This is a genomic window from Caballeronia sp. TF1N1 (assembly GCF_022878925.1).
Classification (GTDB): Bacteria; Pseudomonadota; Gammaproteobacteria; order Burkholderiales; family Burkholderiaceae; genus Caballeronia.
Genome location: NZ_CP084628.1, coordinates 542,953 through 569,108 on the forward strand (window position 1 = coordinate 542,953; position 26,156 = coordinate 569,108).

The 26,156-nt window shown below is 62.7% G+C and carries 24 protein-coding genes; 11 read left to right on the forward strand and 13 right to left on the reverse strand.

Features of this window, described 5'->3' with window-relative positions:
- Nucleotides 1-326 precede the first annotated feature (326 nt).
- Nucleotides 327-632 (forward strand): high-potential iron-sulfur protein, encoded by a 306-nt coding sequence (locus LDZ28_RS23195; RefSeq protein ID WP_244830948.1) that lies wholly within the window; start codon nt 327-329, stop codon nt 630-632.
- A 13-nt stretch (nt 633-645) separates the two neighbouring features.
- On the opposite strand, the gene LDZ28_RS23200 is transcribed toward LDZ28_RS23195, so the two are convergent.
- Nucleotides 646-1,146: a DUF4019 domain-containing protein gene (locus LDZ28_RS23200; RefSeq protein ID WP_244830949.1), complete on the reverse strand. Its 501-nt coding sequence runs from the start codon at nt 1,144-1,146 to the stop codon at nt 646-648.
- 154 nt (nt 1,147-1,300) lie between these two features.
- Nucleotides 1,301-1,873, reverse strand: coding sequence for a hypothetical protein (locus LDZ28_RS23205; protein WP_244830950.1), 573 nt, complete (start codon nt 1,871-1,873; stop codon nt 1,301-1,303).
- Nucleotides 1,874-2,324: 451 nt separating this feature from the next.
- On the opposite strand from LDZ28_RS23205, the gene LDZ28_RS23210 reads away from it, so the two are divergent.
- The 8 genes from LDZ28_RS23210 (at nt 2,325) to gstA (ending at nt 13,455) form a co-directional block, all read left to right on the forward strand.
- On the forward strand, nt 2,325-3,641 hold the full coding sequence (locus tag LDZ28_RS23210) for an MFS transporter (protein ID WP_244830951.1): 1,317 nt from the start codon (nt 2,325-2,327) through the stop codon (nt 3,639-3,641).
- 785 nt (nt 3,642-4,426) lie between these two features.
- The gene (locus LDZ28_RS23215) at nt 4,427-5,056 is read left to right on the forward strand and encodes a (2Fe-2S)-binding protein (protein ID WP_370652257.1); all 630 of its coding nucleotides are present in this window, start codon (nt 4,427-4,429) and stop codon (nt 5,054-5,056) included.
- Between the two features lie 10 nt (nt 5,057-5,066).
- Entirely contained in the window at nt 5,067-6,071 is a 1,005-nt protein-coding gene (locus LDZ28_RS23220; protein ID WP_284503939.1) for a xanthine dehydrogenase family protein subunit M, read from the forward strand.
- 21 nt (nt 6,072-6,092) lie between these two features.
- Nucleotides 6,093-8,327 (forward strand): xanthine dehydrogenase family protein molybdopterin-binding subunit, encoded by a 2,235-nt coding sequence (locus tag LDZ28_RS23225; RefSeq protein ID WP_244830952.1) that lies wholly within the window; start codon nt 6,093-6,095, stop codon nt 8,325-8,327.
- Between the two features lie 133 nt (nt 8,328-8,460).
- A complete protein-coding gene (locus LDZ28_RS23230) occupies nt 8,461-9,171 on the forward strand; it encodes a UPF0149 family protein (RefSeq protein WP_244830953.1) in 711 nt (236 codons plus the stop codon).
- A gap of 172 nt (nt 9,172-9,343) precedes the next feature.
- Nucleotides 9,344-11,518 carry a malate synthase G gene (locus LDZ28_RS23235; RefSeq protein ID WP_244830954.1) on the forward strand — a complete coding sequence of 725 codons (2,175 nt, stop codon included), beginning with the start codon at nt 9,344-9,346 and terminating at the stop codon, nt 11,516-11,518.
- Between the two features lie 184 nt (nt 11,519-11,702).
- Nucleotides 11,703-12,671, forward strand: coding sequence for a LysR family transcriptional regulator (locus LDZ28_RS23240; protein WP_244830955.1), 969 nt, complete (start codon nt 11,703-11,705; stop codon nt 12,669-12,671).
- A 172-nt stretch (nt 12,672-12,843) separates the two neighbouring features.
- Nucleotides 12,844-13,455, forward strand: a complete 612-nt coding sequence (gene gstA, locus LDZ28_RS23245; protein WP_244830956.1) for a glutathione transferase GstA — start codon at nt 12,844-12,846, stop codon at nt 13,453-13,455.
- Nucleotides 13,456-13,550: 95 nt separating this feature from the next.
- Here the strand turns inward: gstA and LDZ28_RS23250 are convergent, their stop codons facing one another.
- The 5 genes from LDZ28_RS23250 to LDZ28_RS23270 form a co-directional block, all read right to left on the reverse strand.
- Nucleotides 13,551-13,736: a 4-oxalocrotonate tautomerase gene (locus tag LDZ28_RS23250; protein ID WP_016347879.1), complete on the reverse strand. Its 186-nt coding sequence runs from the start codon at nt 13,734-13,736 to the stop codon at nt 13,551-13,553.
- 27 nt (nt 13,737-13,763) lie between these two features.
- Nucleotides 13,764-14,540, reverse strand: a complete 777-nt coding sequence (locus LDZ28_RS23255) for a class II aldolase/adducin family protein (protein WP_244830957.1) — start codon at nt 14,538-14,540, stop codon at nt 13,764-13,766.
- Nucleotides 14,518-15,468, reverse strand: a complete 951-nt coding sequence (locus tag LDZ28_RS23260; RefSeq protein WP_244830958.1) for an urea transporter — start codon at nt 15,466-15,468, stop codon at nt 14,518-14,520. The genes LDZ28_RS23255 and LDZ28_RS23260 overlap by 23 nt, the downstream gene beginning before the upstream one ends.
- A gap of 128 nt (nt 15,469-15,596) precedes the next feature.
- Nucleotides 15,597-15,800 carry a hypothetical protein gene (locus LDZ28_RS23265; RefSeq protein WP_244830959.1) on the reverse strand — a complete coding sequence of 68 codons (204 nt, stop codon included), beginning with the start codon at nt 15,798-15,800 and terminating at the stop codon, nt 15,597-15,599.
- A 114-nt stretch (nt 15,801-15,914) separates the two neighbouring features.
- Entirely contained in the window at nt 15,915-17,054 is a 1,140-nt protein-coding gene (locus tag LDZ28_RS23270; RefSeq protein ID WP_244830960.1) for an iron-containing alcohol dehydrogenase, read from the reverse strand.
- A 126-nt stretch (nt 17,055-17,180) separates the two neighbouring features.
- Here LDZ28_RS23270 and LDZ28_RS23275 point away from each other — a divergent pair, with 126 nt between their 5' ends.
- A complete protein-coding gene (locus LDZ28_RS23275; RefSeq protein WP_244830961.1) occupies nt 17,181-18,110 on the forward strand; it encodes a LysR family transcriptional regulator in 930 nt (309 codons plus the stop codon).
- Nucleotides 18,111-18,117: 7 nt separating this feature from the next.
- On the opposite strand, the gene LDZ28_RS23280 is transcribed toward LDZ28_RS23275, so the two are convergent.
- From LDZ28_RS23280 to LDZ28_RS23305, 6 genes are read right to left on the reverse strand one after another with little or no spacing between them, the layout of a single operon-like run.
- Entirely contained in the window at nt 18,118-19,137 is a 1,020-nt protein-coding gene (locus LDZ28_RS23280; RefSeq protein ID WP_244830962.1) for a GntR family transcriptional regulator, read from the reverse strand.
- Between the two features lie 56 nt (nt 19,138-19,193).
- Nucleotides 19,194-20,189, reverse strand: a complete 996-nt coding sequence (locus LDZ28_RS23285) for an alpha/beta fold hydrolase (protein WP_244830963.1) — start codon at nt 20,187-20,189, stop codon at nt 19,194-19,196.
- Between the two features lie 9 nt (nt 20,190-20,198).
- Nucleotides 20,199-21,308 (reverse strand): Zn-dependent alcohol dehydrogenase, encoded by a 1,110-nt coding sequence (locus tag LDZ28_RS23290; RefSeq protein ID WP_244830964.1) that lies wholly within the window; start codon nt 21,306-21,308, stop codon nt 20,199-20,201.
- 4 nt (nt 21,309-21,312) lie between these two features.
- Complete coding sequence (locus LDZ28_RS23295; RefSeq protein WP_244830965.1) at nt 21,313-22,149, reverse strand: phytanoyl-CoA dioxygenase family protein; 837 nt, start codon at nt 22,147-22,149, stop codon at nt 21,313-21,315.
- A 26-nt stretch (nt 22,150-22,175) separates the two neighbouring features.
- Nucleotides 22,176-23,369 (reverse strand): alpha-hydroxy acid oxidase, encoded by a 1,194-nt coding sequence (locus tag LDZ28_RS23300; RefSeq protein ID WP_244830966.1) that lies wholly within the window; start codon nt 23,367-23,369, stop codon nt 22,176-22,178.
- Between the two features lie 13 nt (nt 23,370-23,382).
- On the reverse strand, nt 23,383-24,648 hold the full coding sequence (locus tag LDZ28_RS23305) for an MFS transporter (RefSeq protein ID WP_244830967.1): 1,266 nt from the start codon (nt 24,646-24,648) through the stop codon (nt 23,383-23,385).
- A 263-nt stretch (nt 24,649-24,911) separates the two neighbouring features.
- Here LDZ28_RS23305 and LDZ28_RS23310 point away from each other — a divergent pair, with 263 nt between their 5' ends.
- Nucleotides 24,912-26,102: a GGDEF domain-containing protein gene (locus tag LDZ28_RS23310; RefSeq protein WP_244830968.1), complete on the forward strand. Its 1,191-nt coding sequence runs from the start codon at nt 24,912-24,914 to the stop codon at nt 26,100-26,102.
- The last annotated feature ends 54 nt before the right edge of the window (nt 26,103-26,156 follow it).

Here is a 26,156-nt window from a genome sequence, read left to right on the forward strand (position 1 = left end):
TCCGCAAACGAGTGCGGCAACGTAAAAACCGGCCATCATCCATTCAGCTTCACTCACAGTCGTTCTCCTTGCAAAAAATCGCGGCGTTTGCAACCGCGCATTGATACGTTTGCGAACCCTTCTGGCCTGATTTACGGCACGAACGCGCAAAGGTTTAGCGTCGAGTGAAATACCTGTCGTTGCGCTCGCGTTAAGAGAAAATGCAAAGAAACTGAGCCCGTGATCCGACCGGTCGTTCGAATTGCAGTCGCGTTGAAAGCTGCCTGCAACGCATTGGGCGTATCGTGCTGAAAATTCTTACGTGTGCCGCGTCCACCTCAAACAAAATGAAACTGACCCGCCGAAAATTCGTCGTGATGAGCGCTGGAGCAAGCGCCTCTCTCTGGCTCATTCGCGCCGATGCCGCAGCCGCGCATCTAAACGAGACCGATCCCGCGGCCGCGGCAGTCGGCTACAGGGAAGACGCCGCGAAAGTGGATAGGAAGAAGTACCCCAACTTCGCAGCCGAGCAGTCGTGCGGCAACTGCTCGCTCTTTCAAGGCAAATCCACCGATGCATGGGGCGGCTGCACGCTCTTCGGCGACAAACTCGTGGCAGGCAAAGGCTGGTGCGCCTCCTACACGAATATGTGAGCCAGCCGCCCGGTCAACGTACCGAATACCCCGCGAAGCGCCAGCTATTGTCCGGATCGAGAATGAAAGTGACGATCTCGCGTGACGACTTCTGCGCCTGACTGAATTGCGTATCGAACGTAACGGTGATGTACGAGCCCGCAGGCATGTTGCCCGTGCCGTCGAAACGAAGGTGCCTGACACCCATCGGCATACGCATGCCGGCCGCACCGAGCGCGGCGCGATCATTCGTAACCTTCTTCACGAAGTCGTCGCGCGTAATGACTTTCCGGGCCAGCGGCGAGGAAAGATCCCAGATATCGCCCGCCTTGTTTTCATCGACCATCTTCACGATAGTCGACGCCACTTGCGCGATATCCTGATCTTGCTTGTCGAGTTGCGCCTGCTGCTCGCGGGTAAGCGCGTGCGGCGCTTGAGCGGTCTGCGGTGCTTGTTGTGCCTGCTGCGCCTGGCACGCCCCGGCAAACGATATCAGCGAAACAACGAAGAGAAAAAGTTTGAAGCTTGCTTTCATCGGGCGGGCCGTGGTGCGTGTTTCATGGAAGAGATTGTATCGCGCGATTTCGTCACGATAGTAAGAGATACTGAGTTTCTAAATTTCAAACCCGCACGCAAACAAAAGGGGGGTGACTGAAACTCGAGTCACCCTGGATCTGCGACGACGCTGGTTACTTCACAATCTCTCCGTTGCGCGTCACGTCCACCGCAGTTGCGGCCATGTACGTGGCAAGCACGCTGTCGCCAACCTTGAGCTTGTCGAGCGAGACATCCGGCGATACCTTCATGGTCACCACCCGCTTCGGACCCGCAAGCATGACTTCACGCGTCTGCGGATCGATCTTCTGCACCACGGCCACCACCTGCACGCCCGACGTCGACACCACCACGCCCTCCGATGCCGGCGATGTCTGGCTCGCGCTCACCCGCGAACGCACGCCTTTCGGGTCGACCTTGTCCGCGGACATCAACACCGCGCCACGGTACTGGATGTGCAATTCATCGCCCACTTTCAGCTTCTTCAGATCCGCAATCGACGGATCGACAGCGATGACCTCCTTGTCACCTCGCGCGTCCTGAATTTCCACGCCGTTGGTATCGGCGAAAACGTGCGTAATCTTGGCCGTTGCCTGGACCACAGCCGCATCGCCAATAGCCGGGCTTGCGTTCACTGCCGCAGCCGCGCCTGACTGAGCCTTGTCGTTGGCATGAGCGAAAGGCGCGCCAAGAAGAAGCGCGCTCATCGCGATGGTTGTGGAAACGAGTCGGACGAAACAAGAACTGCGTTGTTGCATGCTTTGCTCCAGACAAAAATCCAGGCCACCATGACCCGAACAAAACCGTATCGTCGTTTCCGACAAAAGGCGCGCGCGCTTCAAGTGATCACGCGACGTAATCGCATGCTTTGAATTTAAAGTCCTGAGGGTTGCTAATCAAGCGGGAATCGCCTCATCTTTAAGCAGGTGTGAAACATTTGGTAGAAGTGCGTATGAAAAGAGATGGTCGATGGCTGCCGGACCGCAAACACATCACGCAAAAAGAATTCGACGCGAGCCCTTCCTTTCTCAAAGCTTACGAAAACCCGTCGTAAATTATTTATTTTCTTAGTCCGTCAAGGCGTAATGTTCTGTTGTTGCAGAGGCGCGCAGGCGTTCTCCCGTGCGCACCCGAAGACCCACCATCGGAGCACACTCGATGAGTACCGCCTTTCCCGCTTCACATGCGGCCGAACAAAGCGCCACGTCCAATATGTCGGGCCGGCGCGCCATCGTCGTCTCGACCATCGGCAATGCGCTTGAATGGTTCGACTTCATGGTCTACGGCTTTTTCGCCGTCATCATCGCGAAGCTGTATTTTCCGGCAACCAATCCGACCATCTCGCTGCTTGCCACTTGGGCGACGTTCGGCGTGGGTTTTCTTACGCGGCCGCTCGGCGGCATCGTGCTTGGCGCCGTCGCCGATCGCGTCGGGCGCAAGTCCGCGCTCACGCTGACCATTTCGTTGATGGCGGTCGGTATCGCGATCATCGCCTTCGCGCCGACTTATGCGGCAATCGGCGTGGCCGCGCCCTTGCTCATGCTGCTTGGCCGCCTGATACAAGGCTTTTCCGCCGGCGGCGAAGTCGGCTGCGCGACGGCGTTTCTCGTCGAATACGCGCCCTCGAACCGGCGCGGTTATTTCGGCAGTTTCCAGATGGTCGCGCAAGCAGCTGCGAGTTTGTGCGGCTCGCTCTTCGGCGCGGTGCTAACACGCACGCTTTCGCCCGAACATCTCACTAGCTGGGGCTGGCGCGTGCCGTTCGTGCTCGGGCTGATGATCGTGCCCGTGGGGCTCTATTTGCGCTCGAAGCTCGATGAATCGCCGGTGTTCGTCGAAAAAGCGCAAAAGAACGAGCTCTCGGCGCGGCCTATCCGCGATACCGCCACCAAGCACTGGATGCCCGTGCTCGCGGGCTTCGGGCTGACGGTTTTCGGCACCATCGGCACGTACATCTTTCTGCTGTATCTGCCGACGCATGCAACGCGCGTACTGCATCTCGCGCTCACCGACGGTCTCATCAGTTCGAGCATCGGCGCGCTGGTGTATCTCGTCTGCTGCCCGATTTCCGGCAAGCTGTCCGACCGCGTGGGCCGCAAGAAGCTGATGACGGGCGCGCTCGTGCTGTCGCTCGTCACGGCGTATCCGATCTTCGCGGTGCTGACCGCGCATCCGAGCCTGCCGATGCTGATCGCCTGCCAGGCGGTGCTCATGATGTATCTCGGCATCTACCAGGGCTGCTATCCGGCGTTCATCTCGGAGTTGCTGCCATCGAGCGTGCGTTCGACGGGCATTTCGGTGAGCTACAACGTCGCGGTAATGATCTTCGGCGGCTTTGCACCCGCCATCGTGCAATGGCTGACGATGACCACCGGCGACGCGCTCTCCATCTGCTATTACGTGATGTTCGGCAGCGCGGTCGCGCTCGCGACCATCCTGCCGCTGCGCGACCGCTACAGCGACGCGCTGCGCTAAGTGCCGGTGCTTAGTGCCAAGCGCGGCCACGAACCCGACCAACGGCCGCTCATTTCGGGTATCTTCATGGCACGCCACGCGGACGCACTTGCCGGAGACGTCCACGCATGCGGATCGCAGCCAGACCGGCGCGCGCCTCAAGCCGCTCAAGGCCGCGCGAGGCCAGTAAAGCCGCTTAAGTCAGGCTTAAGAATGCGCCCCTAAGCTCTAATCTGACCGATCCACCCCTCCTTCTGGCCGCGTAAGCGGCCAATTTTTTTGGACCGACGCAATGCAATTGATCGTGCGCCTGCTCGTGATCGTCGTACTGCTGGTTGTGTTTTGCACGGCCGGCGCATTTGGCCTCTCCGTGATCGCGCGTATCTTCATGCCTCATTGAAGCCGGCGCGCATCGAATCGGGCAATTCGATTCGAGCCAGTTCACCGCGTTTTGCCGTCGCCGACGCCAGCCAGCGCCGGGCCTCTCGCAGAATCGTTCAACCGAATAGCACGCGTGTGCCTTCGGGCACGCTTCGTGCGGCCAACGCTTTCGAAACTCAAGCGCGGCCGGCCTTCACGTACTCCTTCTGTAATGACCGGACCGCTGCCTATACTGGCTGAGTGTCGTCCTGGCGTCATCGTTCCTGCTTCGCCGCTCGCGTACGCGCTGTTCGAACGTCCTGCCGCATCGCGCAGACCCTCGCCGCGTCGCTATCTTGCGCCGCATTCACGAGCGCGCATCGACACACTCTCGCCGCATCCCGTTGCACTTCCAGGCACTGCTGTCATACCCAGGAGAACGCTCGATGCAACATCCAGTCCCCCAATCCACGAACGAACGAGACAAGGCCAAGCGCGCCGCGACGCGCGTCCCTGGCGCCGACGTCGCCTCGCAGCCGCAAATGCAAATGCAGGCCGCGCAAGCCACCGCCGACGTGCTCGCGCCGCCGCCAGCAAAAACCGGCGACGCTAGCGTCAGCTTCAATCTCACCGTCAACGGCCAGAGCCACGCGCTCTCGCTCGATCCGCGCACGACGCTGCTCGATGCGTTGCGCGAACATCTGCATCTCACCGGCACGAAGAAGGGCTGCGATCACGGTCAGTGCGGCGCATGCACGGTGCATGTGAACGGCCGCCGCGTGAACGCGTGCTTGTGTCTTGCCGCCGCGCACGACGGCGACGCCGTGACGACCATCGAAGGCATCGGCGAAGTCGAGGACATGCATCCGCTGCAGGCCGCATTCGTGGAATGCGACGGCTATCAGTGCGGCTACTGTACGGCCGGTCAACTCATGTCGGCGGTGGCGCTGCTCGACGAACCCGTCGGCACGAGCGACGACGACGTGCGCGAAGCGATGAGCGGCAACCTCTGCCGCTGCGGCGCGTATCAGAACATCGTCATGGCGATCCAGTCCGTGCGCGGCAACAAGGCTTAAGGAGAGCGCCATGGAAATGTTCACGCTTTCCCGCGCGCGCGACGTGCGCGACGCGATTGCGGCGGGCGCGTCGGCGCATACCGCGCAGCAAGGCGCCGAAGTGCGCTTTCTCGCGGGCGGCACGACGCTGCTCGACCTGATGAAGCTCAATGTCGAAAAGCCCTTGCGGATTATCGATATCAGCCGTCTGCCGCTCGATCATATCGATGCCACCGATGACGGCGGCATGCGCATCGGCGCGACCGCGCGTAATTCGGACCTCGCGCACCATCCGCTCATCAAGGAGCGCTATCCGGTGTTGTCGCAGGCGGTGCTCGCGGGCGCGTCCGTCCAGTTGCGCAACATGGCGACGACGGCCGGCAATCTGCTGCAACGCACGCGCTGCGTCTATTTCCGCGATACGGCTTCGCCCTGCAACAAGCGCGAGCCTGGCAGCGGCTGTTCCGCGATTCATGGCTTCAATCGCACGCAGGCGATTCTCGGCACGAGCGACACGTGCATTGCGAGCAATCCGTCGGACATGAACGTGGCGCTCGCCGCGCTCGAAGCGACCATCCACGTCGAAGGCGCGAAGGGCCAGCGCGCGATTCCCATCGACGCGTTCTACGTCCTGCCCGGCGACACGCCCGAGCGCGAGAACGTACTCGAAGCCGGCGATCTCGTCACGCATGTCAGCCTGCCCGCGCCGGTGGCAGGCGCGCGTTCGGTGTACCTGAAGTTGCGCGACCGGGCGTCGTATGAATTCGCGCTGGCGTCGGCGGCGATTGTCGTCGGTGTGAAGGACGGGCGTATCGCGCATGTGCGCGTGGGACTCGGCGGCGTGGCGACGAAACCGTGGCGCTCGCGCGAAGCCGAACAGGTTCTGCAAGACGCCACGCCCGACGAAGCGAGTTTTGGCCGCGCCGCCGATGCCGCCCTCGCCGATGCGAAGCCGCAAAGCGAAAACGGCTTCAAGGTGGAACTGGCGAAGCGCTGCATCGTGCAGGCGTTGAAACTTGCCACCCAGGCATCCTGACACCGACCGAGGAACCCGCCCATGTCCACCGCACCCGACACCACGTCGTCCTTCATTGGACGACCCCAGTCGCGTATAGACGGACCGCTGAAAGTTTGCGGCCGCGCGACTTACACTTCAGACGTCGATCTGCCCGGCATGCTGGTTGCCGTGCCGGTTGGCAGCACCATCGCGAGCGGCAGGATCACATCGCTCGAATTCGCGGCCGCGCAGGCCATGCCCGGCGTGAAGCTGATTCTGCATCGCGGCAATATCGGCAAGTTGTATCGCATTCCCGGCAATTCGTTCGAAGACGGTTATACCGATGAACAACGTCCGCCCTTCGAAGACGACGTGATCCGCTATTACGGCCAGTATGTCGCGTGCGTGATTGCCGAAACCTTCGAAACGGCGAGCGCGGCGGCGGCCGCGATCAAGGTGAGCTACGACGTCACGCCGCACGACGTCAGCTCGGCCCTGACCGCCGCCGAAGAGCCGAAGGTCGCGAGCGAGCGCGGCGATGCCGCGAGTGCTTTCGACGAAGCGCCCGTGAAAATCGACGAGACCTACGTGACGCCCGTCGAAACGCACAATCCGATTGAACTGCATTCGACCATCGCGCATTGGAACGGCGACAGCTACACGTTCTACGAGACGAGCCAGGCGGTGTCGAACCATCGCGGCACGCTCGTGCAGATGCTCGGCGTGCCGAAAGAGAAAGTGCGCGTGATCTCGCGCTACCTCGGCTCGGGTTTCGGCGGCAAGCTGTGGATGTGGCCGCATTCCCTGCTCGCGGCGGTCGCGACGAAGCAGACCGGGCATCCGGTCAAGCTCGTGCTGAGCCGCAAGATGATGTTCCAGAACGTGGGACATCGGCCGACGACGCAACAGCGCGTGCGGCTCGCGGCCACGCAAGACGGCAAGCTCGTGTCGCTGCGGCATGATTTTCTGAACCACGCCGCGCTCGCCGACGAATACGCCGAAGACTGCGGCGAAGCCACGCCGCAGATGTACAGCACGGCCAATCTGCGCGTGACAGGCGGCGTCGCGAAGCGCAACGTCGGTTCGCCCACGTCGATGCGCGGTCCAGGCGCGGTGCCCGGTCTCTACGCACTCGAATCGGCGATGGATGAACTCGCGGTCGCCTTGAAGATCGATCCGGTGGAATTGCGGCTGCGTAACGAACCCACCGTCGATGAAAGCAGCGGCTTGCCGTTCTCGTCGCGGCATCTCGTCGAATGTCTCAAGACTGGCGCGGAGAAATTCGGCTGGGCGAAGCGCACGCCCGAGGTCGGGTCCATGAAGCGCGATGGCTTGACGCTCGGTTGGGGCGTCGGCGCATGCAGTTGGCCTGGCTTGCGCTTCTCGGCGGAAGCGGCGGTCGATCTGCGCGCGGACGGCACGGCGCGGGTTGCGTGCGGCACGCAGGATATCGGCACCGGCACGTACACGATCCTCGCGCAGCTGGTGGCCGAGCACACGGGCATTGCGCTACGCAAGATCGAAGTCGGTCTCGGCGATACGTCCTTGCCCATCGGTCCCATTTCCGGCGGCTCGGCGGCGACGGCATCGGTGATTCCGGCGGTGTCGGATGCCGTGCGCGCGGCGGTGAAGATCGTTCTCACACGTGCATCGCAGGCGGAAGGATCGCCGTTCGCGGGCGCAAAGCCAGACGATCTCGCGTTGAGTGGCGCACGCGTGCATCGCAAGAACGAATCGGCGGAAAGCGGCGTGCCTTATATGCGGATTCTCGAGTTGTCGAACATGCATGCGGCATCGGGGAGCGGCAGCGCAAAAGGCGGCTTCGACGATCCACTCAAGAAGAAGTGGTCGATTCACTCGTACGGCGCGCATTTCGCCGAAGTGACCTGGGACGCGGCGACGGCGCGCTTGCGCGTGAGCCGCGTGGTGACGGTGATCGACGGCGGCAAGATTCTCAATCCGCGCGCGGGACGCAATCAGGTGGAAGGCGCGGTGGTGATGGGCGTCGGCATGGCGCTCTTCGAGCATACGATCTACGACGAGCGCAGCGGCGCGCCGATCAACAGCAATTTCGCGGATTACGTCGTCGCCACCAACGCGGATACGCCGAAGCTCGACGTCACCTTCCTCGATCATCCGGACACCATCTTCAACGAACTCGGCGCACGCGGGATCGCGGAGATCGGGCTTGCCGGGATCGCGGCGGCGATCACGGGCGCGGTCTATCACGCAACCGGCGTGCGGGTGAGAAAGCTGCCGGTGATGATCGAGGACTTGCTGGAAGCGGCTGTGTGAGTCGATGCACGGTGATGGCCCGGTCTTTCGAGACCGGGCCTTTTCCTTGGCCTTCGATCGGAGGAAAACAAGCAGGCCGTACAATCGATGAAGTGACTCCTGCCCGAAAACTCTAAACGTCCAATCTTCAAACGTGCCCTCGATCCGCCCCGACAATCTTTCCGACGACGAACTCAACCAGCTCGACGACTTCCTCGCATCCGTTGGTCCGAACGCGATGAACGTCGAAATGGTCGATGGCTTCTTCGCTGCCCTGGCGTGTTGCCCCGACCTCATCAAGTCCAGCGAATGGTTTCCTGAAATCTGGAACACCGATTTCGAGTTCGATAGCGAACGGCAGGCGGCCGAGATCACCGGCTTGCTGATACGCCACTGGAATGTCGTCGTGGGCGAACTGGCGCGCACGCTCGATAGTTCGCATCATTACGAGCCTGTGCTCGAAGAAGACGAGAGCGGCGTGGCGAACGCGAACGACTGGGCGCATGGCTTCATCCGTGGCGTCGGCATGCGTGCCGAAAGCTGGAGCAGCCTGCTCAGGGACGACACGCGCGCGCGTTTGCTGGCTCCCGTGCTGGCCCTGCATCACGAACACGACGACAACCGCACCTTGCAGTCGCTTTCCATCGAAAACGAAACGCGCGATGGACTAATCGGCCAGATGTGCGAGAACCTGAGCACGATCTATCGATTCTTCGAGCCGCAGCGAAAGGCGCGGGCAGCCGGTCTCTCTCCCATGCCATTGAAGCGGCTGGAGCCGAAAGTCGGACGCAACGACCCGTGCCCGTGCGGCAGCGGCCGCAAGTATAAGCAGTGCTGCGGCGGCAATCTTCCAACGCTGCATTGATGCGCGGGCCAATCGTCTTCCGGCGCCGTTGCGTACGCACCGGAAAGGCGTTCCGTATGAAGCCCGCAGCGCCCACGCTTGCCGTTTCGAACAGCGACCCGCCGTCAATCCGCGCTACCATATTGCCCAGCCCGCCCAAAAACCCCTGAAGCATCGTTCAGCCGGAGTGCCCATGACCGACATGACCCAACAACACGGCCTCAAGGTCGCCACGAGTCTCGCCAAGTTCGTCGAAGAAGAAGCCATTCCCGGCACGGACGTCGATACTGCTTCCTTCTGGAAAGGCTTCGACGCCCTGGTGCACGATCTCGCACCGAAGAACCGCGCGTTGCTCGCCGAGCGCGACCGCCTGCAGACCGAACTCGACAACTGGCATCGCGGCAATCCTGGCCCGGTGCGCGACCTGCGCGCGTATCGCAAGTTTCTGGAAGAGATTGGCTATATCGTGCCCGCGCCTGCCAGCGTGCGCGCAACGACCGCCAATGTCGATCGCGAAATCGCCGAACAGGCCGGTCCGCAACTCGTCGTGCCGCTGTCGAATCTGCGCTATGCGCTCAACGCCGCGAACGCACGCTGGGGCAGTCTGTATGACGCGCTGTATGGCACCGATGCCATCGACGAAAGCGACGGCGCCGAGCGCACGGCCGAGTTCAATCCTAAGCGCGGCGCGAAAGTAATCGCGTATGCACGCGCCTTTCTCGACGACAATGCGCCCCTCGCGCACGGCTCCCATGCCGACGCCACGAAGTACAGCATCGAACAGGGCAAGCTCGTCGTCACGCTGAAGGACGACAAGAGCCGCCTCGCGAACCCGGAACAGTTCGCGGGCTTTCAGGGCGATGCCAGCGCGCCCCACGCCATCCTCCTCAAGCATAACGACCTGCATGTCGAGATTCAGATCGACGCCGATCATCCCATCGGCAAGACGGATGGCGCGCATGTCAAGGACCTGCTGATGGAAGCGGCGGTGAGCACGATCATCGATTGCGAAGATTCGGTGGCCGCCGTCGATGCCGCGGACAAGACCGCGCTCTATCGCAACTGGCTCGGTCTCATGCAGGGCAATCTCGCCGAGCAGGTGACGAAGAACGGCAAGAGCTTCACGCGCAGCCTGAACCCCGACCGCGAATACACCGCGCCCGACGGCTCGACGCTCAAGCTGCATGGCCGCTCGCTCCTCTTCATCCGCAACGTCGGGCATCTGATGACCAACCCCGGCGTGCTCGATCGCGACGGCAACGAGATTCCCGAAGGCATTCTCGACGCGGTGATGACCACGCTCGGCGCGCTGCACGACCTCAAGAACAAGATCAACTCGCGCACGGGCTCCATCTATATCGTCAAGCCAAAGATGCACGGCCCCGCCGAAGTGGCGTTTTCGGACGAGCTTTTCACGCGCGTCGAGGACCTGCTCGGCTTGCCGCGTCATACCATCAAGATGGGGATCATGGACGAGGAACGCCGCACCAGCGTGAACCTCAAGGCATGTATCGCGGCGGCGGGCGCGCGCGTCGCGTTCATCAACACGGGCTTTCTGGATCGCACCGGCGACGAAATGCATTCGTCGATGGAAGCCGGCCCGATGATGCGCAAGGGCGACATGAAGTCGTCCGCATGGATTGGCGCATACGAGCGCAACAACGTGCTCGTCGGGTTGAACACCGGCTTGCGCGGCCGCGCGCAGATCGGCAAGGGCATGTGGGCGATGCCTGATCTCATGCACGCCATGCTGCAGCAGAAAATCGCGCACCCGAAGGCGGGCGCGAACACGGCGTGGGTGCCTTCGCCCACGGCGGCCACGCTGCATGCGCTGCATTACCATCAAGTCGATGTGCAGCACGTTCAGCAGGACATGGAGAGCATCGACTACGACGGCGTGAAGAACGAACTGCTGGATGGCCTGCTGACCATTCCGGTGGTCGACAAGCCGAGCTGGTCGGAAGACGACATCAAGAGCGAGATCGAGAACAACGCACAGGGCATTCTCGGTTATGTGGTGCGCTGGGTCGATCAGGGCGTGGGCTGTTCGAAGGTGCCTGACATTCACGATGTCGGCCTGATGGAAGACCGCGCCACCTTGCGCATTTCGAGCCAGCACATTGCGAATTGGCTGCGGCATGGCATCGTCACGGAAGAGCAGGTGAGACAAACGCTGGAACGCATGGCCGCCGTGGTGGACCAGCAGAACGAAGCAGACCCGCATTATCGTCCGATGGCGCCGGCATTCGACAGTTCGTATGCGTTCAAGGCGGCGTGCGCGCTGGTGTTCGAGGGTCGTACGCAGCCTAGCGGGTATACGGAACCGTTGTTGCATAAGTTCCGGCTGGCAGCCAAGCAGACGGCTTGAGTTGCTTTGGATGAAGGGCCGCTTGGCGGTCCTTCGTCGATTAGTCACTTACGCAACGAGAGTTCGGCTGAAGGTACTTAGGTTGCATTCATCGGCGTCAGACCTTGTTCAAAAGCGGTCGATGCAATCGACGCATGGCGGCCCGAAGCGCTCGCCCGCGATTTCCCCTTAAGCCCATCCGATCATGATGAACTTGATGCATTGGCGTTTGCTGGTGGCCGTGGCGGATGCGCGATCTGTCTCGAAGGCCGCCGCACAGGTCGGCATTACGCAATCGGGTGCAAGCCAGGCCATCAGTCAGCTGGAGAGCATGCTCGGTGTGAAGATTCTGCAGCGCGACCGGCATGGCACCACAGCGACAGCGATTGGCGAACAGGTGATTGCGCACGCGCGGTGCATGTTGGTCGAGTGGGAGTCGATCAAGACACTCGTCGATGAGTCGCGCGGGCTGCATACGGGGCGCATCAAGCTGGCGACTTTTCCGTCGGTATTTGCGAGCCTGCTACCAAGTTTTCTGCAATCGTTCAGCCTTTTGCATCCGGGCATCGAAGTCGTCTCGCTGGAGGGCACCGACGACGAAATCGAACATTGGCTCGCCGACAGCACGGTAGATGTCGGCGTGGTACTGAACGCGGGAGCGGAACGGGAGACGTTCGCCCTTGGCCGTGACGCATGGGTGGTAGTGCTGCCGACCGGTCATCCACTCGGCCGTCGCTCGAGCAACGTCGGCGTCTCGCTCGCGGAGTTGGCGGATGAGCCGTACGTGCTCGCTACCGGCGGCTGCCGCCAAGACAGTCAGCGGCTTTTTGCAGAAGCGGGCTGCGCGCTGTCCGATGTCCGTGTATCGGTGAACGACTGGTCGACCGCATTCAAGCTGATCCGCGAAGGCTTGGGCTTGTCGCTCGTACCGGAATCGATTCTGCCGGTAGCGCGTCAAGGACTGCGTGTGCTGAATCTCGCCACGCCGCTGTATCGCGAATTCGGCTTGGTCTGCTCGGAGGCGGGCAACGTCTCACCAGTCGTGAAGGCCTTGTTCGATCAATTGCGGCGCACGCGCAGCGTGGTCAAGGACGCACTCGGTGACATGCCACTCAACGCGCGCCGGCTATCCGGGGCGCGCCGTTTGGAAGCCAATCCGCAGAGCTCACCCTGACAAAGTACGGCTTGTCACCGAGGTCATAAGCGTAGCTAATGTTGCCTCGGGCAAATCTAAACTATGCGGGCAAGCTCTGCGGAGCTTAGGATCGTCTCACCAACGGTCGCGAAGAGACGTCAAGCCCGACGCCTAAGCGGCCGCCCGTCCCGACACACCGCTGAAGCAACTCATGAAGCTCTATTTCGCTCCCAATGCCTGCTCCCTCTCGCCTCACATCGTCCTGCGTGAACTAGGCCTGCCATTTGAATTGGTTCGAGTGAACAACAAGACCAAGCAGACCTCCGAAGGCCGCAACTTTCTCGAAGTCAATCCAAAAGCCTACGTCGCGGCGCTCATGCTCGACAACGGCGAGGTGCTAACCGAAGGCCCCGCGATTCTCCAGTATCTGGCCGACTTGAAACCGGAAGCGAAACTCGCACCGGCGCTTGGCACCTGGGAACGCGTGCGGCTTCAAGAGATGCTTAACTTCGTCACCTCGGAAATCCACGCGGGTTGCAGCTTGCTGTTCAGCAGCGATATGCCCGAGGACGTCAAGGACATCATCAAAGCGAAGTTCTACAAGCGCCTGGATAACCTCGACGTCACGCTCTCGCGCAAGGACTATCTTCTCGGCGACTTCGGTGTGGCGGACGCCTACCTTTACACGATACTGTCGTGGCTGCCGCACTTCTCAATAGACATCGAGCGCTGGAAGTCGCTCGCACGCTTTGTGGACCGGATCGGCGCACGCCCTGCGGTGAAGGCCGCGCTTGCCGCTGAAGAGGCGTCGCCCGTCGTATGATGCGCGCATCGTGCTCGGATCCGGTGAAAGAATTGAGATCCGGCGATCCATCCAAAGCGGCAGACAGCCGAAACGTCAGCCACACGAACCAACAACTACTGCTCCGACCAGAGCTTCCCCGCCGTCGCCCAGTTCTCGCGCTTCACATCCGTCAGAATGATATCCACGGAGCCCGGCTCGCAGCCGAGCGTCTCGCAAGTCGTACGCGTGATCGCCTCGACGAACTTGCGCTTCTCTTCCGCCGTGCGGCCTTCGAACAGTTGAATGTTGAATGTCGGCATGCCGTTGATCTCCTTTGAGTTGAACCTTCATTCCCGATACGACGGGTCGATGCGCTCGAGCTTGCGCAGCAGCGCAGGCCATTCGAGCGCGCCTTCGATCGCATCGTCATCGTGCAATTGTGCGGCCGTGCGCGCGACGACATCCGGATTCGGCACGATCATCTTGCCCACGCCCGCCAGCGCGCGTAGCTGAATATCGCACGCCTTCACGAGCATATCCATCAGCACGTAAGCCTCGGCGATGGTGCGCCCAAGCGTAAGCGGCCCGTGATTGCGCAAGAGCATGGCGCGATGCGCGCCGAGACTCGCAACCAGCCGCTCGCCTTCCGCCGGCGAAAACGCGAGGCCTTCGTAATCGTGGTACGCCAGGTGCCCGTGAAAGCGCATGGCATGTTGCGAGCCGGGCAGCAAACCGTGCGGTTGCGCGGACACGGCGATCGCTTCGCGCACGTGAAGATGCATCACGCAAACGGCATCGGCACGGGCGGCGTGCACCGCGCCATGCAGCGCGAAGCCGGTCGCGTTCACGGGATGCGCGCTCGCGCCGATCACGTTGCCATCGATATCGATCTTGACGAGATTCGACGCCGTGACTTCGTCAAAGGAAAGCCCGAACGGGTTGATCAGAAAGCGGCCGGGCTCGCCGGGAACGCTTGCCGAGATGTGCGTATAGACGACATCGTCCCAGCCGTTGAGCGTAACGAGCCGATACGCCGCCGCCAGATCGGCGCGCGTCGCCGCTTCGGCCGCCGAACGCGGTCCGCTTTCCGCGATGCGGCGCTCAGGCGTGTGGGTGAACGACATGTGAGTCTCCTTTATCGACGAGAGCGGGCGCTGCCTGCATGCGATGCGACTTGTCCGTATGCGCCTCGAGACGGCGCGCCATGCAAAGCACCGTCCACGACGCCAGCACGAAAGGCGCGGTCAACGCGGCGACGCCCAGGCAATCGATCACGCGCTCGAACAACACCGATGCGACGATCGCCAGTAGCGCATAGCGGCCGCCGAGCGGCGCGGCGGCCAGCGCCGCGAGCGCCGCATTGAAACCGCATGCACCGGAGAGCGCGACGGCATCGCTTGCGCCGCCGAGTGCGTGCAGAAACGCGCCGAGTCCGCTGCCCGCGAGCGCCCACGCCGCACGCGACGGCCCGGCGGCAAACAGCCCGATTGCGATGAGCGCACCGGCCAGCGCGCCGGTCGCGAAGACAATCGGCGCGAGGCCCGCGAAAGCCGCCTGCAGCATGGAAACGAAGCCCGTCGCGACGGGCGGAATCGCGCCCGTATCGCCGCGCCCGGCCAGAAACGGCAGCCAGCACCAGGTCACGATGATCGCCGGGCTGGAGAAGATCGGCAAGCCAAAGCGCATGAGTTTGCCGGCGAGCGTGGGGGCGATGAGCGTCGCGACCATCGCCGCGACAATGGCCACAGCCGCCGCCTGCGATGCATCGCCGATAAACGTGAACGCCGCGAGCGCGGCCAATGCGCCGTTGAAACCGTAGAGATCGTCGCGCATGGCGGGTGAATCCGCGTCTTGCGTGATGACGGTAATGACGTTGCCCGTCAACGCGCCGATAAGCAGACCGCACGCGAGCCGGGGATTCGCGCACAGCAGCGCGACGAAGATGCAGACGCCCGTCGCGGCATTGCGCTGCAGGACGATCTGCCCGGTGCTGCGGGCAAAGCTCGTGATTTGATCGCCGAAACTGGCGTTGGTTTGGATGGCGGCGGACATGCGTGGCGGCGGAAACGGCTTGAGGAGCCGCCAGCATAAGACAAGGTGCGCGCGCCGTGCGACGGCGGGCCGTATAGCGGGTATGCGACTGCCGCGCTCGAAGAAGGCGAGCGCGGTGACGTTGAAGCTTAATTGAACGCCATGGGAACGAGCGGCGTGGCGTCGCCACCGGGGTTCGCCAACGAGAGGTCTGAACTCATCTTGACGATTTCCGTAACGTTCTCACGGAAATTAGGGTGGCTTTCCCATGTGATATAGCTCGCGTCCAGCACGGCGGACATCGTGAGCAAGGTAAAAGCGATCTTTTCTACGACAACGAAGCGGCGGCCCATGGCAAGTTCCCCAAAATTTGCCAATCATTGTAACAGAACCTAGGGTTTTCCCGTAAGGGTCGTGTTGCAATGCCGCAAATCGGCCGCCGTCGCTCGTCCTGGCTTTCGGCCCGATTACAGGGATGCCTCGAGAATCGCCGTGTAGTCTTCCGTCGATGCCTCGCGCGGATTCGTCTTATGACTGTGGTCCTTCAGCGCGCCCGCGATGATGCGCGGGAACAATTCGCGCGTCACGCCGAGATCGGACAAACCGCGCGGCAGTCCGAGCGTCGCGGTCATCGCGCGGATGGCCTCGCCGACTTCATCGCCGGATGCGAGGCCCATTGCCTGCGCGATGCGCGAAAGCTTGCCCTCTTCCTGCATGGTCGGCGCGCTGCTGTTGAACGCGATGACCGCCGGCAAGAAAATGGCGTTTAGCGTGCCGTGATGCAGCTTCGGGTTGATGCCGCCGAGCGAGTGCGACAGGCTGTGCACACAGCCGAGACCCTTCTGGAACGCAAGCGCGCCCTGCATCGACGCGCTCATCATGTTCCAGCGCGCCACGCGGTCGGCGGGATTGCGCGTCGCGCGTTCGATATGCCGCCACGCGCGCCACAAGCCGTCGAGCGCGATACCGTCGGCGGGTGCGTTGAACACCGGCGCCATGAAGGTTTCGAGACAGTGCGCCACGGCGTCCATGCCGGTGGCGGCGGTCATCAGCGGCGGCAGGCCGAGCGTGAGCTCGGGGTCGCAGATGGCGACCTTCGGCACGACATAAGGCGAGATCACGCCGACCTTGCGGCCATCGTCGAGAATCAGGATCGCGCCGCGACCCACTTCGCTGCCGGTGCCCGCCGTCGTCGGAATGGCGATGACCGGCGCGGTCGCCGCCGTGATGCGCGCAAGGCCGCCTTCGATCACCGCGAAACTTTGCAGCGGACCTTCGTGGGTTGCGCAGACGGCCACGCCCTTCGCCAGATCGATGGACGAACCGCCGCCTGCCGCGATCACGCCGTCGCAGTCGTTCTCGCGATACATCGCCACCGCCGCGCGCACGGCCGCTTCGTTCGGATTCGGCGGCGTCGCGTCGAACACCGGCGCGGGCGTTTTCGCGCCCAGCGCATCGACGACTTTATCGAGCAGACCGGCTGCGCGAATGCCTGCATCGGTCACGATCAGCGGGCGTTTGATGCCGAAGCGTTCGCACTCTCCCGCAAGCAGGCGCAACGCGCCGAAGTCGAACTGAATCTGCGTGATGTAGTTGATGAGGGACATGGTGACTGAGGAAAGGTTATATGGAGCGAAGCGCGCCGCGGTGGTGATCGAGTATACGTCGGAGAACTTCGCGGCGATACTGACGACAATTGATACCGCTATAACTTTTACTCAACCCTTGCGGCCATGACGCCCAGCATCGACTCGATCATCTCCCGCCTGCATGTCAAACAGTTGCGGCTTCTCATCGCGCTCGAAGAACGCGGCTCGCTGCTCGGCGCGGCAAGGCAACTCGCGCTCACGCAACCGGGCGCGAGCAAGGCGCTCCATGAAATCGAAACCACCTTCGGCGCGCCGCTATTCGTCCGGACCAATCGCGGGCTCGAACCCAACGCGATCGGCCATTGCGTGATCCGCTATGCGCGGCTCATTCATACGGACCTGGCGCATTTGCGTGAAGAGATCGTTGGCATCATGCGTGGTTACGGCGGGCGCGTGGCGGTCGGCGTCATCATGGGCGCGGTGCCGCTCGTGACCGATGCGATCACCGAAGTCGCCACGCGTCAGCCGGAGATGTCGGTGGAAATCGTGGAAGATACGAGCGCGACGTTGCTGAGTCTGATCGATGCCGGCCGGCTCGATCTCGCCGTGTGCCGCACGAGCGTGAGTCAGACGCCGTATCTCTACGACAGCGCGATCGTGCAGGACGAGACGCTCGCGGTCATCGCCAATACGGAGCATCCCTTGGCGAAGAGAAAGCGCGTGGCCTTGAAGGATCTGGCGAAGCACCGGTGGGTCGTGTATCGCGCGAACATGCCCATGCGCCTCTTGCTCGAACGCGAGTTTCACGATGCAGGCCTGCGTTTTCCCGCGCATCTGCTCGAAACCACATCTGCGTTCGCGACGCTTTCTCTGCTACAGAAAAACCCGTCGCTAGTGGCGCTGGTGTCCGTGGATGTCGCGCGCTTTTGCACGGCGCATGGCATCGTCTGCACCTTGCCGCTTGCATTGTCGTCGCGTAGCGAGCCTTACGAACTGGTCACGCGGCGCGACGCGCCTCTGTCTCCCGGCGTGCGTCTTTTGATGCAGGCGATCGAAGAAGCCGGCCGCGCGTGAACAGGAATCAGACGCTGCCGAGCGACGAAAGATACGGCGGAAGATCGGGCTGCCTCAAGCGCCGGATGATCTCGAAGCGCAGCATCCACCGTGTATCCGCTTCGCCGATGTGCTCCTGTAAGGTCTGCGCCGCGCGTTCGGGCTTGCCGGCGAGAATGTCGTCGATGATGCGCAGATGCTCCGTGAAGGCATCGCTGATGAGCTGATCGGGAATCTGCAGATATGGGTCGCTCAAATAGCGCGTCGGCACGAACAGCACATGCGTACGCTGCAGCGCAAACACGATCTCCTTGTTCGGGCAATGCGCGAGCAGGTCGATATGCAGGTCTGTTTCCGCCATGTCCATTTCGGCGCCGCCGCGATGCGTGGCCTCGATCGCGCCGATGAGCCGCTCGCGCACGCCTTCGAGAAATTCGCGCGAAACAAGCGGCGCGGCATGCACCAGCGCGGTCGGTTCGAGCAAACGGCGCATTTCGAAGAGATGCCCAATACGCGCCTCGGTCACCTGTTCGGCAATCCAGTGTCCATTGCGGTCCTGCGACAGCGCGCCCACGCTATGCATGCGCGCCATGACGCCGCGCGCCACAGTGCGGCTCACGTCGAAGTACTGCGCCAGCGCTTCCTCGGTAATACGCACCGAGCCGAACAGCACGCGCGTACAAAGTTCGCGCTCCAGATCGGCATACATGCGCTGCCATTGCGGCTCGTTAGTGAGTTCGACCTTGTCGAGCACGGCCGCCTTGCCCGCGCGTTCCGCCGATGCCGTTCCCGCCACGCGATACCCGCGCCCTTCGCTCTCGACGATGATCTTGTCAGCGCACAACGCCGCAAGCGCAATACGCGCAGGCGAGCGGCTGATGCAAAAAGACTTCGCGACCTGCGCTTCGAGCAGCTTTTCTCCAGGCGCGATACGTCCGTCCTCGATCATCTCGCGCAACAGCCGGTAAGTGCGGTGCTGGATGGAGCCGCCTGCATCGAGCGGCGGGGTATCGGCGGCATTCGTCGCGTAGGTGTTCAACTGGCTCATGTGTTCTTCGTGCAGATTCGATCGATGCTCAACCATACCCCAGCACGTATGCGCCGTCACCGCATGAATTCGGCGATGGCGTCGTTCAGCTGCGCCGCCGCCTGCGGGTCCGCTTCCGAGGCCATCATGTGCCCGCTCGTGCAGGGCAGCCGCAGCAAGGTCGCTTGCGGAATGTGCTCCGCGGCCCAGACGCCCGCTTCAACGGGATTGTAGAGATCGAGCGCGGGCACGCAGACGAGCGTGGATGCCGCGATCGCGGCCAGCGCCTTTGCGGTGTCGCCATCGAAGCCGGGGGTGGTGCCGACATCGTGGGTATCGTAGGCATGCGACTGCGCAATCCAGTCGAGCGGATCGGCGCGCTGCGTCGCCCACCATGCGGCGCGCGCATCGAGCCAGGCATATGTGCCGCCCGCTTTCGCGGCGTCATCGGCGAAGCGTTCGGGCGTACGCATGGCGATGATCTGCATCACCGCGAGCCACGCGCCCCAGTCTCCGTTCGACTTAGAAAGCGCGCTGCGTCCCGCATGATTGATCGCCTGCGACCAGGGCGTGGTCTTCGCCATCGGCGTTAGCGCGACGAGCTTGCGCATGAAGCGCGGAAACGTCACGCCCCACTGCAACGCCTGCATGCCGCCCATCGACGCGCCGACCACGGCGGCCACTTCATCGATGCCGAGATGATCGAGCAGTGCCTTCTGGCTCTTCACCATGTCGCGGATGGTAAAACGCGGAAAGCGCTCGCCGCCCTGGCTCAACGCATTAGAAGGCGAACTCGACAAGCCATTGCCGAGCGCATCCACGACGATGATGTTCACGCTTTGCGGGTCGAAGGCACGCGCCTCGCCGATCAGAAAGTCCAGCCGATGATGCGTGCTGCCGATCGCGCACAAGCCTAATACCACGGGCCGTGCGCGGTCGCCGATATCGCCGTGCACGACGTAGGACACGAGCAGATCGTCTATATGTTCGCCCGATTCCAGCGCGAAGCGCCCGAGCGTCGCGCTGCGATGCGGCGCGTCGATCCAGCCGGGTTGCATGTCGGGATGACGCATGACGTTCGCTTAGAATTCGATGACCGCGCGCAGCTCCGCGCCGGTGGCGAGCCTTTGCAAGCCGTCGTTGATATCGGCAAGCGCGATATGCGACGTCACGTACTCGTCGAGTTTCAGCGAGCCGTCGAGATACGCTTTGGCGAGCATCGGAAAGTCGCTGGCCGGGTTCGCGCCGCCGTAGCTCGAACGTACGATCTGTTTCTCGCCCATGAGGCTCGCCCAACGAAACGAGGCCTCTTCTTCCGCCGGCAGCTTGCCGAGCCACACGACCTGCGCGCCGGGCCTTGCAAGCTCCACGCTTGTCCGCAGCGATGCGCGATTACCCGCAGCCTCGAATACGTAATCCGCGCCGCGTCCCTGGGTCAGATCGGCATGCGCGGCAGCGAGGTTGTCGTCGGCTGAAAGCGCGAGAGTGGCGCCGACCGCGCGCGCAAGATTGAGCTTGTCCGACGCGCGATCCACCGCGATGATGCGCGCCGCGCCCGCGAGCCGCGCGCCCTGCACCGCCGACAAGCCGACCGCGCCGCAGCCGATTACCGTCACGGTACTGCCCGGCTCGACCTTCGCGACATTCAGCGCCGCGCCCACGCCCGTCATCACGCCACAGCCGATGAGACACGCGCGGTCGAACGGCATCTCGTGGGGCACCTTCACCGCACACTCTTCCGACACCACGCACAACTCCGCGAAGCTGCCCGAATACATCAACTGATGCACGGGCGCGCCATCGTCGAGAAAGAGGCGAGGCGCGCCATCGAAATGGAACGACTGCGCCGCGTGATCGCGATACGGCTGGCAGAGAATCGAAAGCTTGCGCGCACAGTAAAAGCACGCGCCGCAATGAGGATTCCACGACGTGACGACATGGTCGCCCACCTTCACGCCGCGCACTGCGTTGCCCGCCCATTCGACGATACCCGCCGCTTCGTGTCCCGGCACGAACGGAAGCGGCGTGCGTAAGTCGCCGCGCACCGCTTCGAGATCGGTATGGCACAGGCTCGTCGCCTTCACGCGCACGATCACATCCGTGTCGGCCAGATTGCCGAGCGTGACGCGCCTGATCTGCAAGGGCTCGCCTTTACGCTCCAAGACCGCTGCTTCGAATTTCGTGTTCATCATGCGTCTAGCGTCGTCCGGTTGCGGTTTGTCCCGCGCCCTTGTAGAGAATGTTCAGGTTGCGCTCGCCGATCTGCTGATGCAGCGCGACGAACGCCGGGTCCAGTTCCTCGGTCGGACGCGGCTCGTGCTCGAAGGTGTTGTACGTATCGATGCCGCGCACGAGCGTGGCGCTGTCCTCGCCTTCGAGCTGGCGCACGTAAGTCGGGATATAGCGGATGGCATAGCCGATGCGCCGCTTGTCCGAATGGTTGGGCGGCGAGCCATGCACGATCCGCACATGATGAAGCGACATCTCGCCCGGCGCGAGTTCGATCGATACCGCCTGCGCTTCATCCACTTCCACCGCGACTTCCTGCCCGCGTGTGAGCAGATTGTGCTCGTTGAAGGTATCGCGATGCGGCATCTGATCGAGCAGATGCGTGCCCGGCACGACCTGCATCGCACCGTTCGAACGGTTGCTCTCCGAAAGCGCGACCCACGCGGTCACGACATCGGGCTTGGACAACCCCCAATACGTCGAGTCCTGATGCCACGACACGTAAGCCGGGTCGCGCGCGTTCTTGATGAAGAAGCTGCTTGCCCAGACAAGCAGATTCTCGCCGTAGAGATCGTCGATTGCATCGACTACCTTGTCGTTGCGCACGAGATCGTTGAGCCACGGAAACAGCAGATGGCTCTTTACGTTGAGCGCCTTCTTCGCGAACGAACTTTTCTCGTGCTCGAAGTCCTCCAGGCGCTTGCGCAGTTCGAGCGCGGTCTCTTCGGACATCACGCGAATGGGCGCGACGTAGCCGTGTTGCTGGAAATGTTCAACCTGTTGCGGGGTCAATGCCTTCAGCATGATGCGAGTCTCCTTTTTTCCGTGATTCAAGCAACCTGCATGCGCACCGGTGTTTCCAGCGCGCCGCGCCCGCAGGTAAAGCCGCCTGAGCGCAATACGCGGCCGTCTATCGCGCGTGCATCAGTGACGCCTGCGAGGGCCATCGTCATATCGAGTTCATCGCGGATGATTTCGAGCGCACGTGTCACGCCCGCTTCACCTTCCGCGCCGAGTCCATACAGAAATGCGCGGCCTATGTACACGCCGCGCGCGCCGCAAGCGAGCGCTTTCAACACGTCTTGTCCCGAGCGGATGCCACCGTCCATGTGCAGTTCGATATCGCCATGCACGGCTTCTGCGATACGCGGCAGCATGGAAATGCTCGAAGGCGCGCCGTCCAGTTGACGCCCGCCATGATTCGAAACGATGAGCGCGTCCGCGCCGATATCGCGGGCAATGCGCGCGTCTTCCTCGTCGAGGATGCCCTTCAGGATGATCTTGCCGCCCCACTGCTTGCGCACCCAGTCGATGTCCTGCCACGTGAGCGTCGGGTCGAACTGCCGCGCGGCCCAGTCGGCCATCGACGCGATGCCCGTCACGCCCGGCGCATGTCCGACGATATTGCCGAAGGTGCGGCGCGGCGTGCCCAGCATGCCCGCACACCAGCGCGGATAGCGCGACAGATGCGCGAGGTTGCGCAGCGTGAGCTTTGGCGGCGCGGACAGACCGTTCCGTTTGTCCTTGTGGCGCTGGCCTTGAATCTGCAAGTCGAGCGTGAGGACGAGCGCGGAACACCCGGCAATTTTCGCGCGATAAATCAGGTCCGCAATGAAACCGCGGTCCTTCATCATGTAGAGCTGAAACCAAAAAGGCTTCTGCGTATGCGCGGCGACGTCCTCGATCGAGCAGATGCTGACCGTCGATAACGTGAACGGCACACCGAAGCGCGCGGCCGCGCGCGCCGCGAGAATCTCGCCATCCGCGCGCTGCATGCCGGCGATGCCGGTCGGTGCAATGGCGACCGGCATCGAAACGGGGATACCAGCCATCGTCGTCGTGAGATTGCGCTCGCTGAAATCCACGGCGACACGCTGCCGGAACTGCAGTTGCGCGAAGTCGTCACTGTTCGCGCGATACGTCGATTCGGTCCACGAACCGGCATCGACATAGTCGTAGAACATGCGCGGCACGCGCTTCCTGGCGGCGATGCGCAGTTCCTCGATGGTCGCGTAATGTCGCATGATTTTTTCGCCGTTACGCGAGTTCGGGTTGAAGCTGCAATTGATGCTTGGGCGGTCTTACGAACACCGCGACGAAGATCGCGCCGAGCGCGGCGATCGCGCCGGTCAGCAAGAACGCGCTCTTGAAGTTGCCGGACCATTGCACGAGAAAACCCGTCAAGGCCGGCGCGACGATCCCCGCCAGATTCGCGATGAAGTGCACGAAACCGCCGACCGCGCCGACGCGCCGCTTTTCCACGGTATCGAGCACGATCGCGAAGTAGGTGTTGTACGACGCGTACATGAAGAAGACGGCGATGGCCATCAACGTGACCGCGCTCGTCAGGTCCGTCACCGTGCCTGTCACGCCGATGCACACCGCGCCCGCGCCCAGGCTCGTGATCAGCACGATCTTGCGCGCGAAGATGGCGCGGCCGGTCTTCTTGTAGATCCAGTCGCAGACCAGGCCGCCGACCACGAGGCCCGTCGCGCCGACCGCCCACGGAATCACGCTCACCACGGCCATCTTCTGAATGCTGAGGTGATGCGCCATCGTCAGATAGCTCGGGAACCACGACAGGAAGAAGTACAGGATGTAGGCGTAGCCGAAGAAGGCGAACGCGGTCGAAAGGATCGCTGGGCGCAGCAGGTAAGTGGACAACGGCGCGGGGGAGCCATCGGCGGCGAGGGCCGCGTCGTCTTGCGCGAGGGCTTCGGCGGATTCCTCGATGGGCGTCGACGGCTTGTCCTTCGCCAGCAGCAACCACGCGAGCACCCAGAGCGTGCCGACCGCGCCGATGATCACGAACGACGTGCGCCAGCTCGTCGCCAGCGCGAGAAAGCCGACCACGGGCCCCGCGATCGCCGCGCCCACCGACTGTCCGGAATTCGCGATACCGATCATGCTCGCCTGCTGCCTGCGCGGAAACCAGTTCGACACGAGCTTGTTGATGTTGGCGCAGAGCGGCCCTTCACCCATGCCAAAGACAATGCGCACGAGCAACAGACTGACGATGCCGACCGCCGTTGCCGTCAATCCGCAAAAGAGCGACCAGACGAGCATGGAGACGGCGAGCACGGATTTCGGTCCCCATCGATCCGCCGAATAGCCGCCGACGAAACAGAAGATCGCGTAGCCCACAAAAAAGCTGGAAAACACGATGCCGAGTTGCGCGGGATCGAGGTTGAGCTCGCGGGAAATGAGCGGCGCGGTGATCGATAACGCCGCCCGGTCGAGATAACTGATCGCTCCACCTACGAACAACAGACTTACGAGAGTCCAGCGCGCACGCGTCTCCATCGATGTCTCCTGGTGAGGGCCTCGGTTTGCGCTGAAAACGTTCAGTGCATCCAATGTACATTCAGCGTAGTTGAGACAAGCGGGGCGTGTCAATGAAGGAGTTGCAGGGGTAAACCTTTACGGCTTCGATCGGTGGAGGCGGAACGCTTTGCGTCGAACGGCCATCATCGGCGCCCTAAAGCTCCCCGCGCCCCCGCCGTTAACCGATGTGATGGATGGCTTTTCGCCACTCCGGCCTTTGCCGATCCGCGCATCGCACCGACATGGACCAACTGACTGAGGTGTACACACTGCCCCGCTTGCGGGCAGCCAAGTGGTTACTGCACGCGGGGCCGGACATCCCCCGCGCGATTCGCGTCGCCCTGGTCGGCAGTCTGTTCGGCACGCTGCCCATTTTCGCGGGCGGCGTGCTCAACACGATTCTCGTAGCCTGGGTCCTGACGCGCCGTCATCCGACCATCGCGTTTCATGTGTGGCTCGCGCTCGAAATCGCCGTGTGTTTCGTACGGCTCGTCGTGCTCGTCCTTGCACGCCGCCGCGCGCGCGAACGGCGCGCCACGTTCACCGATCTCTACGTGCTGCTCGCGCCCATGTGGGGCGCGACGGTCGGCTACGGCGCCCTTGTCAGCGTGCTCTCCGGCGACTGGGTCGCGGCCACGCTCTCGTTTTTGTCAGCGGCCGCGATGGTCGGCGGCATCTGTTTTCGCAACTTCGGCGCGCCGCGTCTGGTCGCCGTGATGATCTTCCTGTCGCTCGGGCCGTGCTGCGTGGGCGCACTCCTGTCGGGCGAGCCGACGCTCTGGGTAACGTGCCTGCAGATTCCGTTTTATCTCTTCGCGATGAGCGCCGCCGCGTACCGCCTGAACGGCATGCTCGTCACGACGATGAAGGCCGAGCAGGAAAACGACCGCCGCGCGCGCTACGACGAGCTCACCGGCCTGCTAAATCGCGCCGGTCTGTTCCGGGCGTTGCGCTCGCGCGTGCCAGGCAAGCGTTATCAGAACGATGAAAGCGCGCTGCTCTATCTCGATCTCGACGGCTTCAAGGCGATCAACGACGATCACGGCCACGAAATTGGCGACACGCTCCTCGCGCTCGTCGCGAAACGCTTGCGCCTGGTATCGGGCGAAGGCGCGCTGGTCGCGCGCCTGGGCGGCGACGAATTCGTGATCGTGACGCCGCCCGAAGCCGACCCGCCGGCACTCGCCGATACGCTCGTGCGCGAACTGTCGAAGCCATTCATGGCGAACGACGGGATGGCGCTTGGGATCGGCGTGAGTATCGGCATTGCGAAGTTCAGCGACGACGACCGCGAACTCGACGGTGTGTTGCGCGACGCCGACAACGCGCTCTACGAAGCCAAGCGCGCGGGCAAGAATCGTTGGGTGGCGGCAGAACGCTGGTTCAAGGCGGCGCGGCCATCCGGCATTCGTCCGGCGGCGCGGACTGCATGAGCCCGAAGCCGGAAGCCGGAAGCCAAAATTTACCGGCTTCTGACGAAGGCAAGT

Excerpts from the sequence above, each read along its gene's own strand:
- LDZ28_RS23280 (WP_244830962.1), bottom strand. The coding sequence starts at position 19,137 with ATGAGCCAGTTGAACACCTACGCGACGAATGCCGCCGATACCCCGCCG.
- LDZ28_RS23215 (WP_370652257.1), top strand. The coding sequence starts at position 4,427 with ATGCAACATCCAGTCCCCCAATCCACGAACGAACGAGACAAGGCCAAG.
- LDZ28_RS23195 (WP_244830948.1), top strand. The coding sequence starts at position 327 with ATGAAACTGACCCGCCGAAAATTCGTCGTGATGAGCGCTGGAGCAAGC.
- LDZ28_RS23225 (WP_244830952.1), top strand. The coding sequence starts at position 6,093 with ATGTCCACCGCACCCGACACCACGTCGTCCTTCATTGGACGACCCCAG.
- LDZ28_RS23210 (WP_244830951.1), top strand. The coding sequence starts at position 2,325 with ATGAGTACCGCCTTTCCCGCTTCACATGCGGCCGAACAAAGCGCCACG.
- LDZ28_RS23305 (WP_244830967.1), bottom strand. The coding sequence starts at position 24,648 with ATGGAGACGCGTGCGCGCTGGACTCTCGTAAGTCTGTTGTTCGTAGGT.
- LDZ28_RS23295 (WP_244830965.1), bottom strand. The coding sequence starts at position 22,149 with ATGCTGAAGGCATTGACCCCGCAACAGGTTGAACATTTCCAGCAACAC.
- gstA (WP_244830956.1), top strand. The coding sequence starts at position 12,844 with ATGAAGCTCTATTTCGCTCCCAATGCCTGCTCCCTCTCGCCTCACATC.
- LDZ28_RS23310 (WP_244830968.1), top strand. The coding sequence starts at position 24,912 with ATGGACCAACTGACTGAGGTGTACACACTGCCCCGCTTGCGGGCAGCC.
- LDZ28_RS23300 (WP_244830966.1), bottom strand. The coding sequence starts at position 23,369 with ATGCGACATTACGCGACCATCGAGGAACTGCGCATCGCCGCCAGGAAG.
- LDZ28_RS23270 (WP_244830960.1), bottom strand. The coding sequence starts at position 17,054 with ATGTCCCTCATCAACTACATCACGCAGATTCAGTTCGACTTCGGCGCG.
- LDZ28_RS23290 (WP_244830964.1), bottom strand. The coding sequence starts at position 21,308 with ATGATGAACACGAAATTCGAAGCAGCGGTCTTGGAGCGTAAAGGCGAG.
- LDZ28_RS23260 (WP_244830958.1), bottom strand. The coding sequence starts at position 15,468 with ATGTCCGCCGCCATCCAAACCAACGCCAGTTTCGGCGATCAAATCACG.
- LDZ28_RS23235 (WP_244830954.1), top strand. The coding sequence starts at position 9,344 with ATGACCGACATGACCCAACAACACGGCCTCAAGGTCGCCACGAGTCTC.
- LDZ28_RS23255 (WP_244830957.1), bottom strand. The coding sequence starts at position 14,540 with ATGTCGTTCACCCACACGCCTGAGCGCCGCATCGCGGAAAGCGGACCG.
- LDZ28_RS23275 (WP_244830961.1), top strand. The coding sequence starts at position 17,181 with ATGACGCCCAGCATCGACTCGATCATCTCCCGCCTGCATGTCAAACAG.
- LDZ28_RS23205 (WP_244830950.1), bottom strand. The coding sequence starts at position 1,873 with ATGAGCGCGCTTCTTCTTGGCGCGCCTTTCGCTCATGCCAACGACAAG.
- LDZ28_RS23250 (WP_016347879.1), bottom strand. The coding sequence starts at position 13,736 with ATGCCGACATTCAACATTCAACTGTTCGAAGGCCGCACGGCGGAAGAG.
- LDZ28_RS23240 (WP_244830955.1), top strand. The coding sequence starts at position 11,703 with ATGATGAACTTGATGCATTGGCGTTTGCTGGTGGCCGTGGCGGATGCG.
- LDZ28_RS23220 (WP_284503939.1), top strand. The coding sequence starts at position 5,067 with ATGGAAATGTTCACGCTTTCCCGCGCGCGCGACGTGCGCGACGCGATT.
- LDZ28_RS23265 (WP_244830959.1), bottom strand. The coding sequence starts at position 15,800 with ATGGGCCGCCGCTTCGTTGTCGTAGAAAAGATCGCTTTTACCTTGCTC.
- LDZ28_RS23200 (WP_244830949.1), bottom strand. The coding sequence starts at position 1,146 with ATGAAAGCAAGCTTCAAACTTTTTCTCTTCGTTGTTTCGCTGATATCG.
- LDZ28_RS23285 (WP_244830963.1), bottom strand. The coding sequence starts at position 20,189 with ATGCGTCATCCCGACATGCAACCCGGCTGGATCGACGCGCCGCATCGC.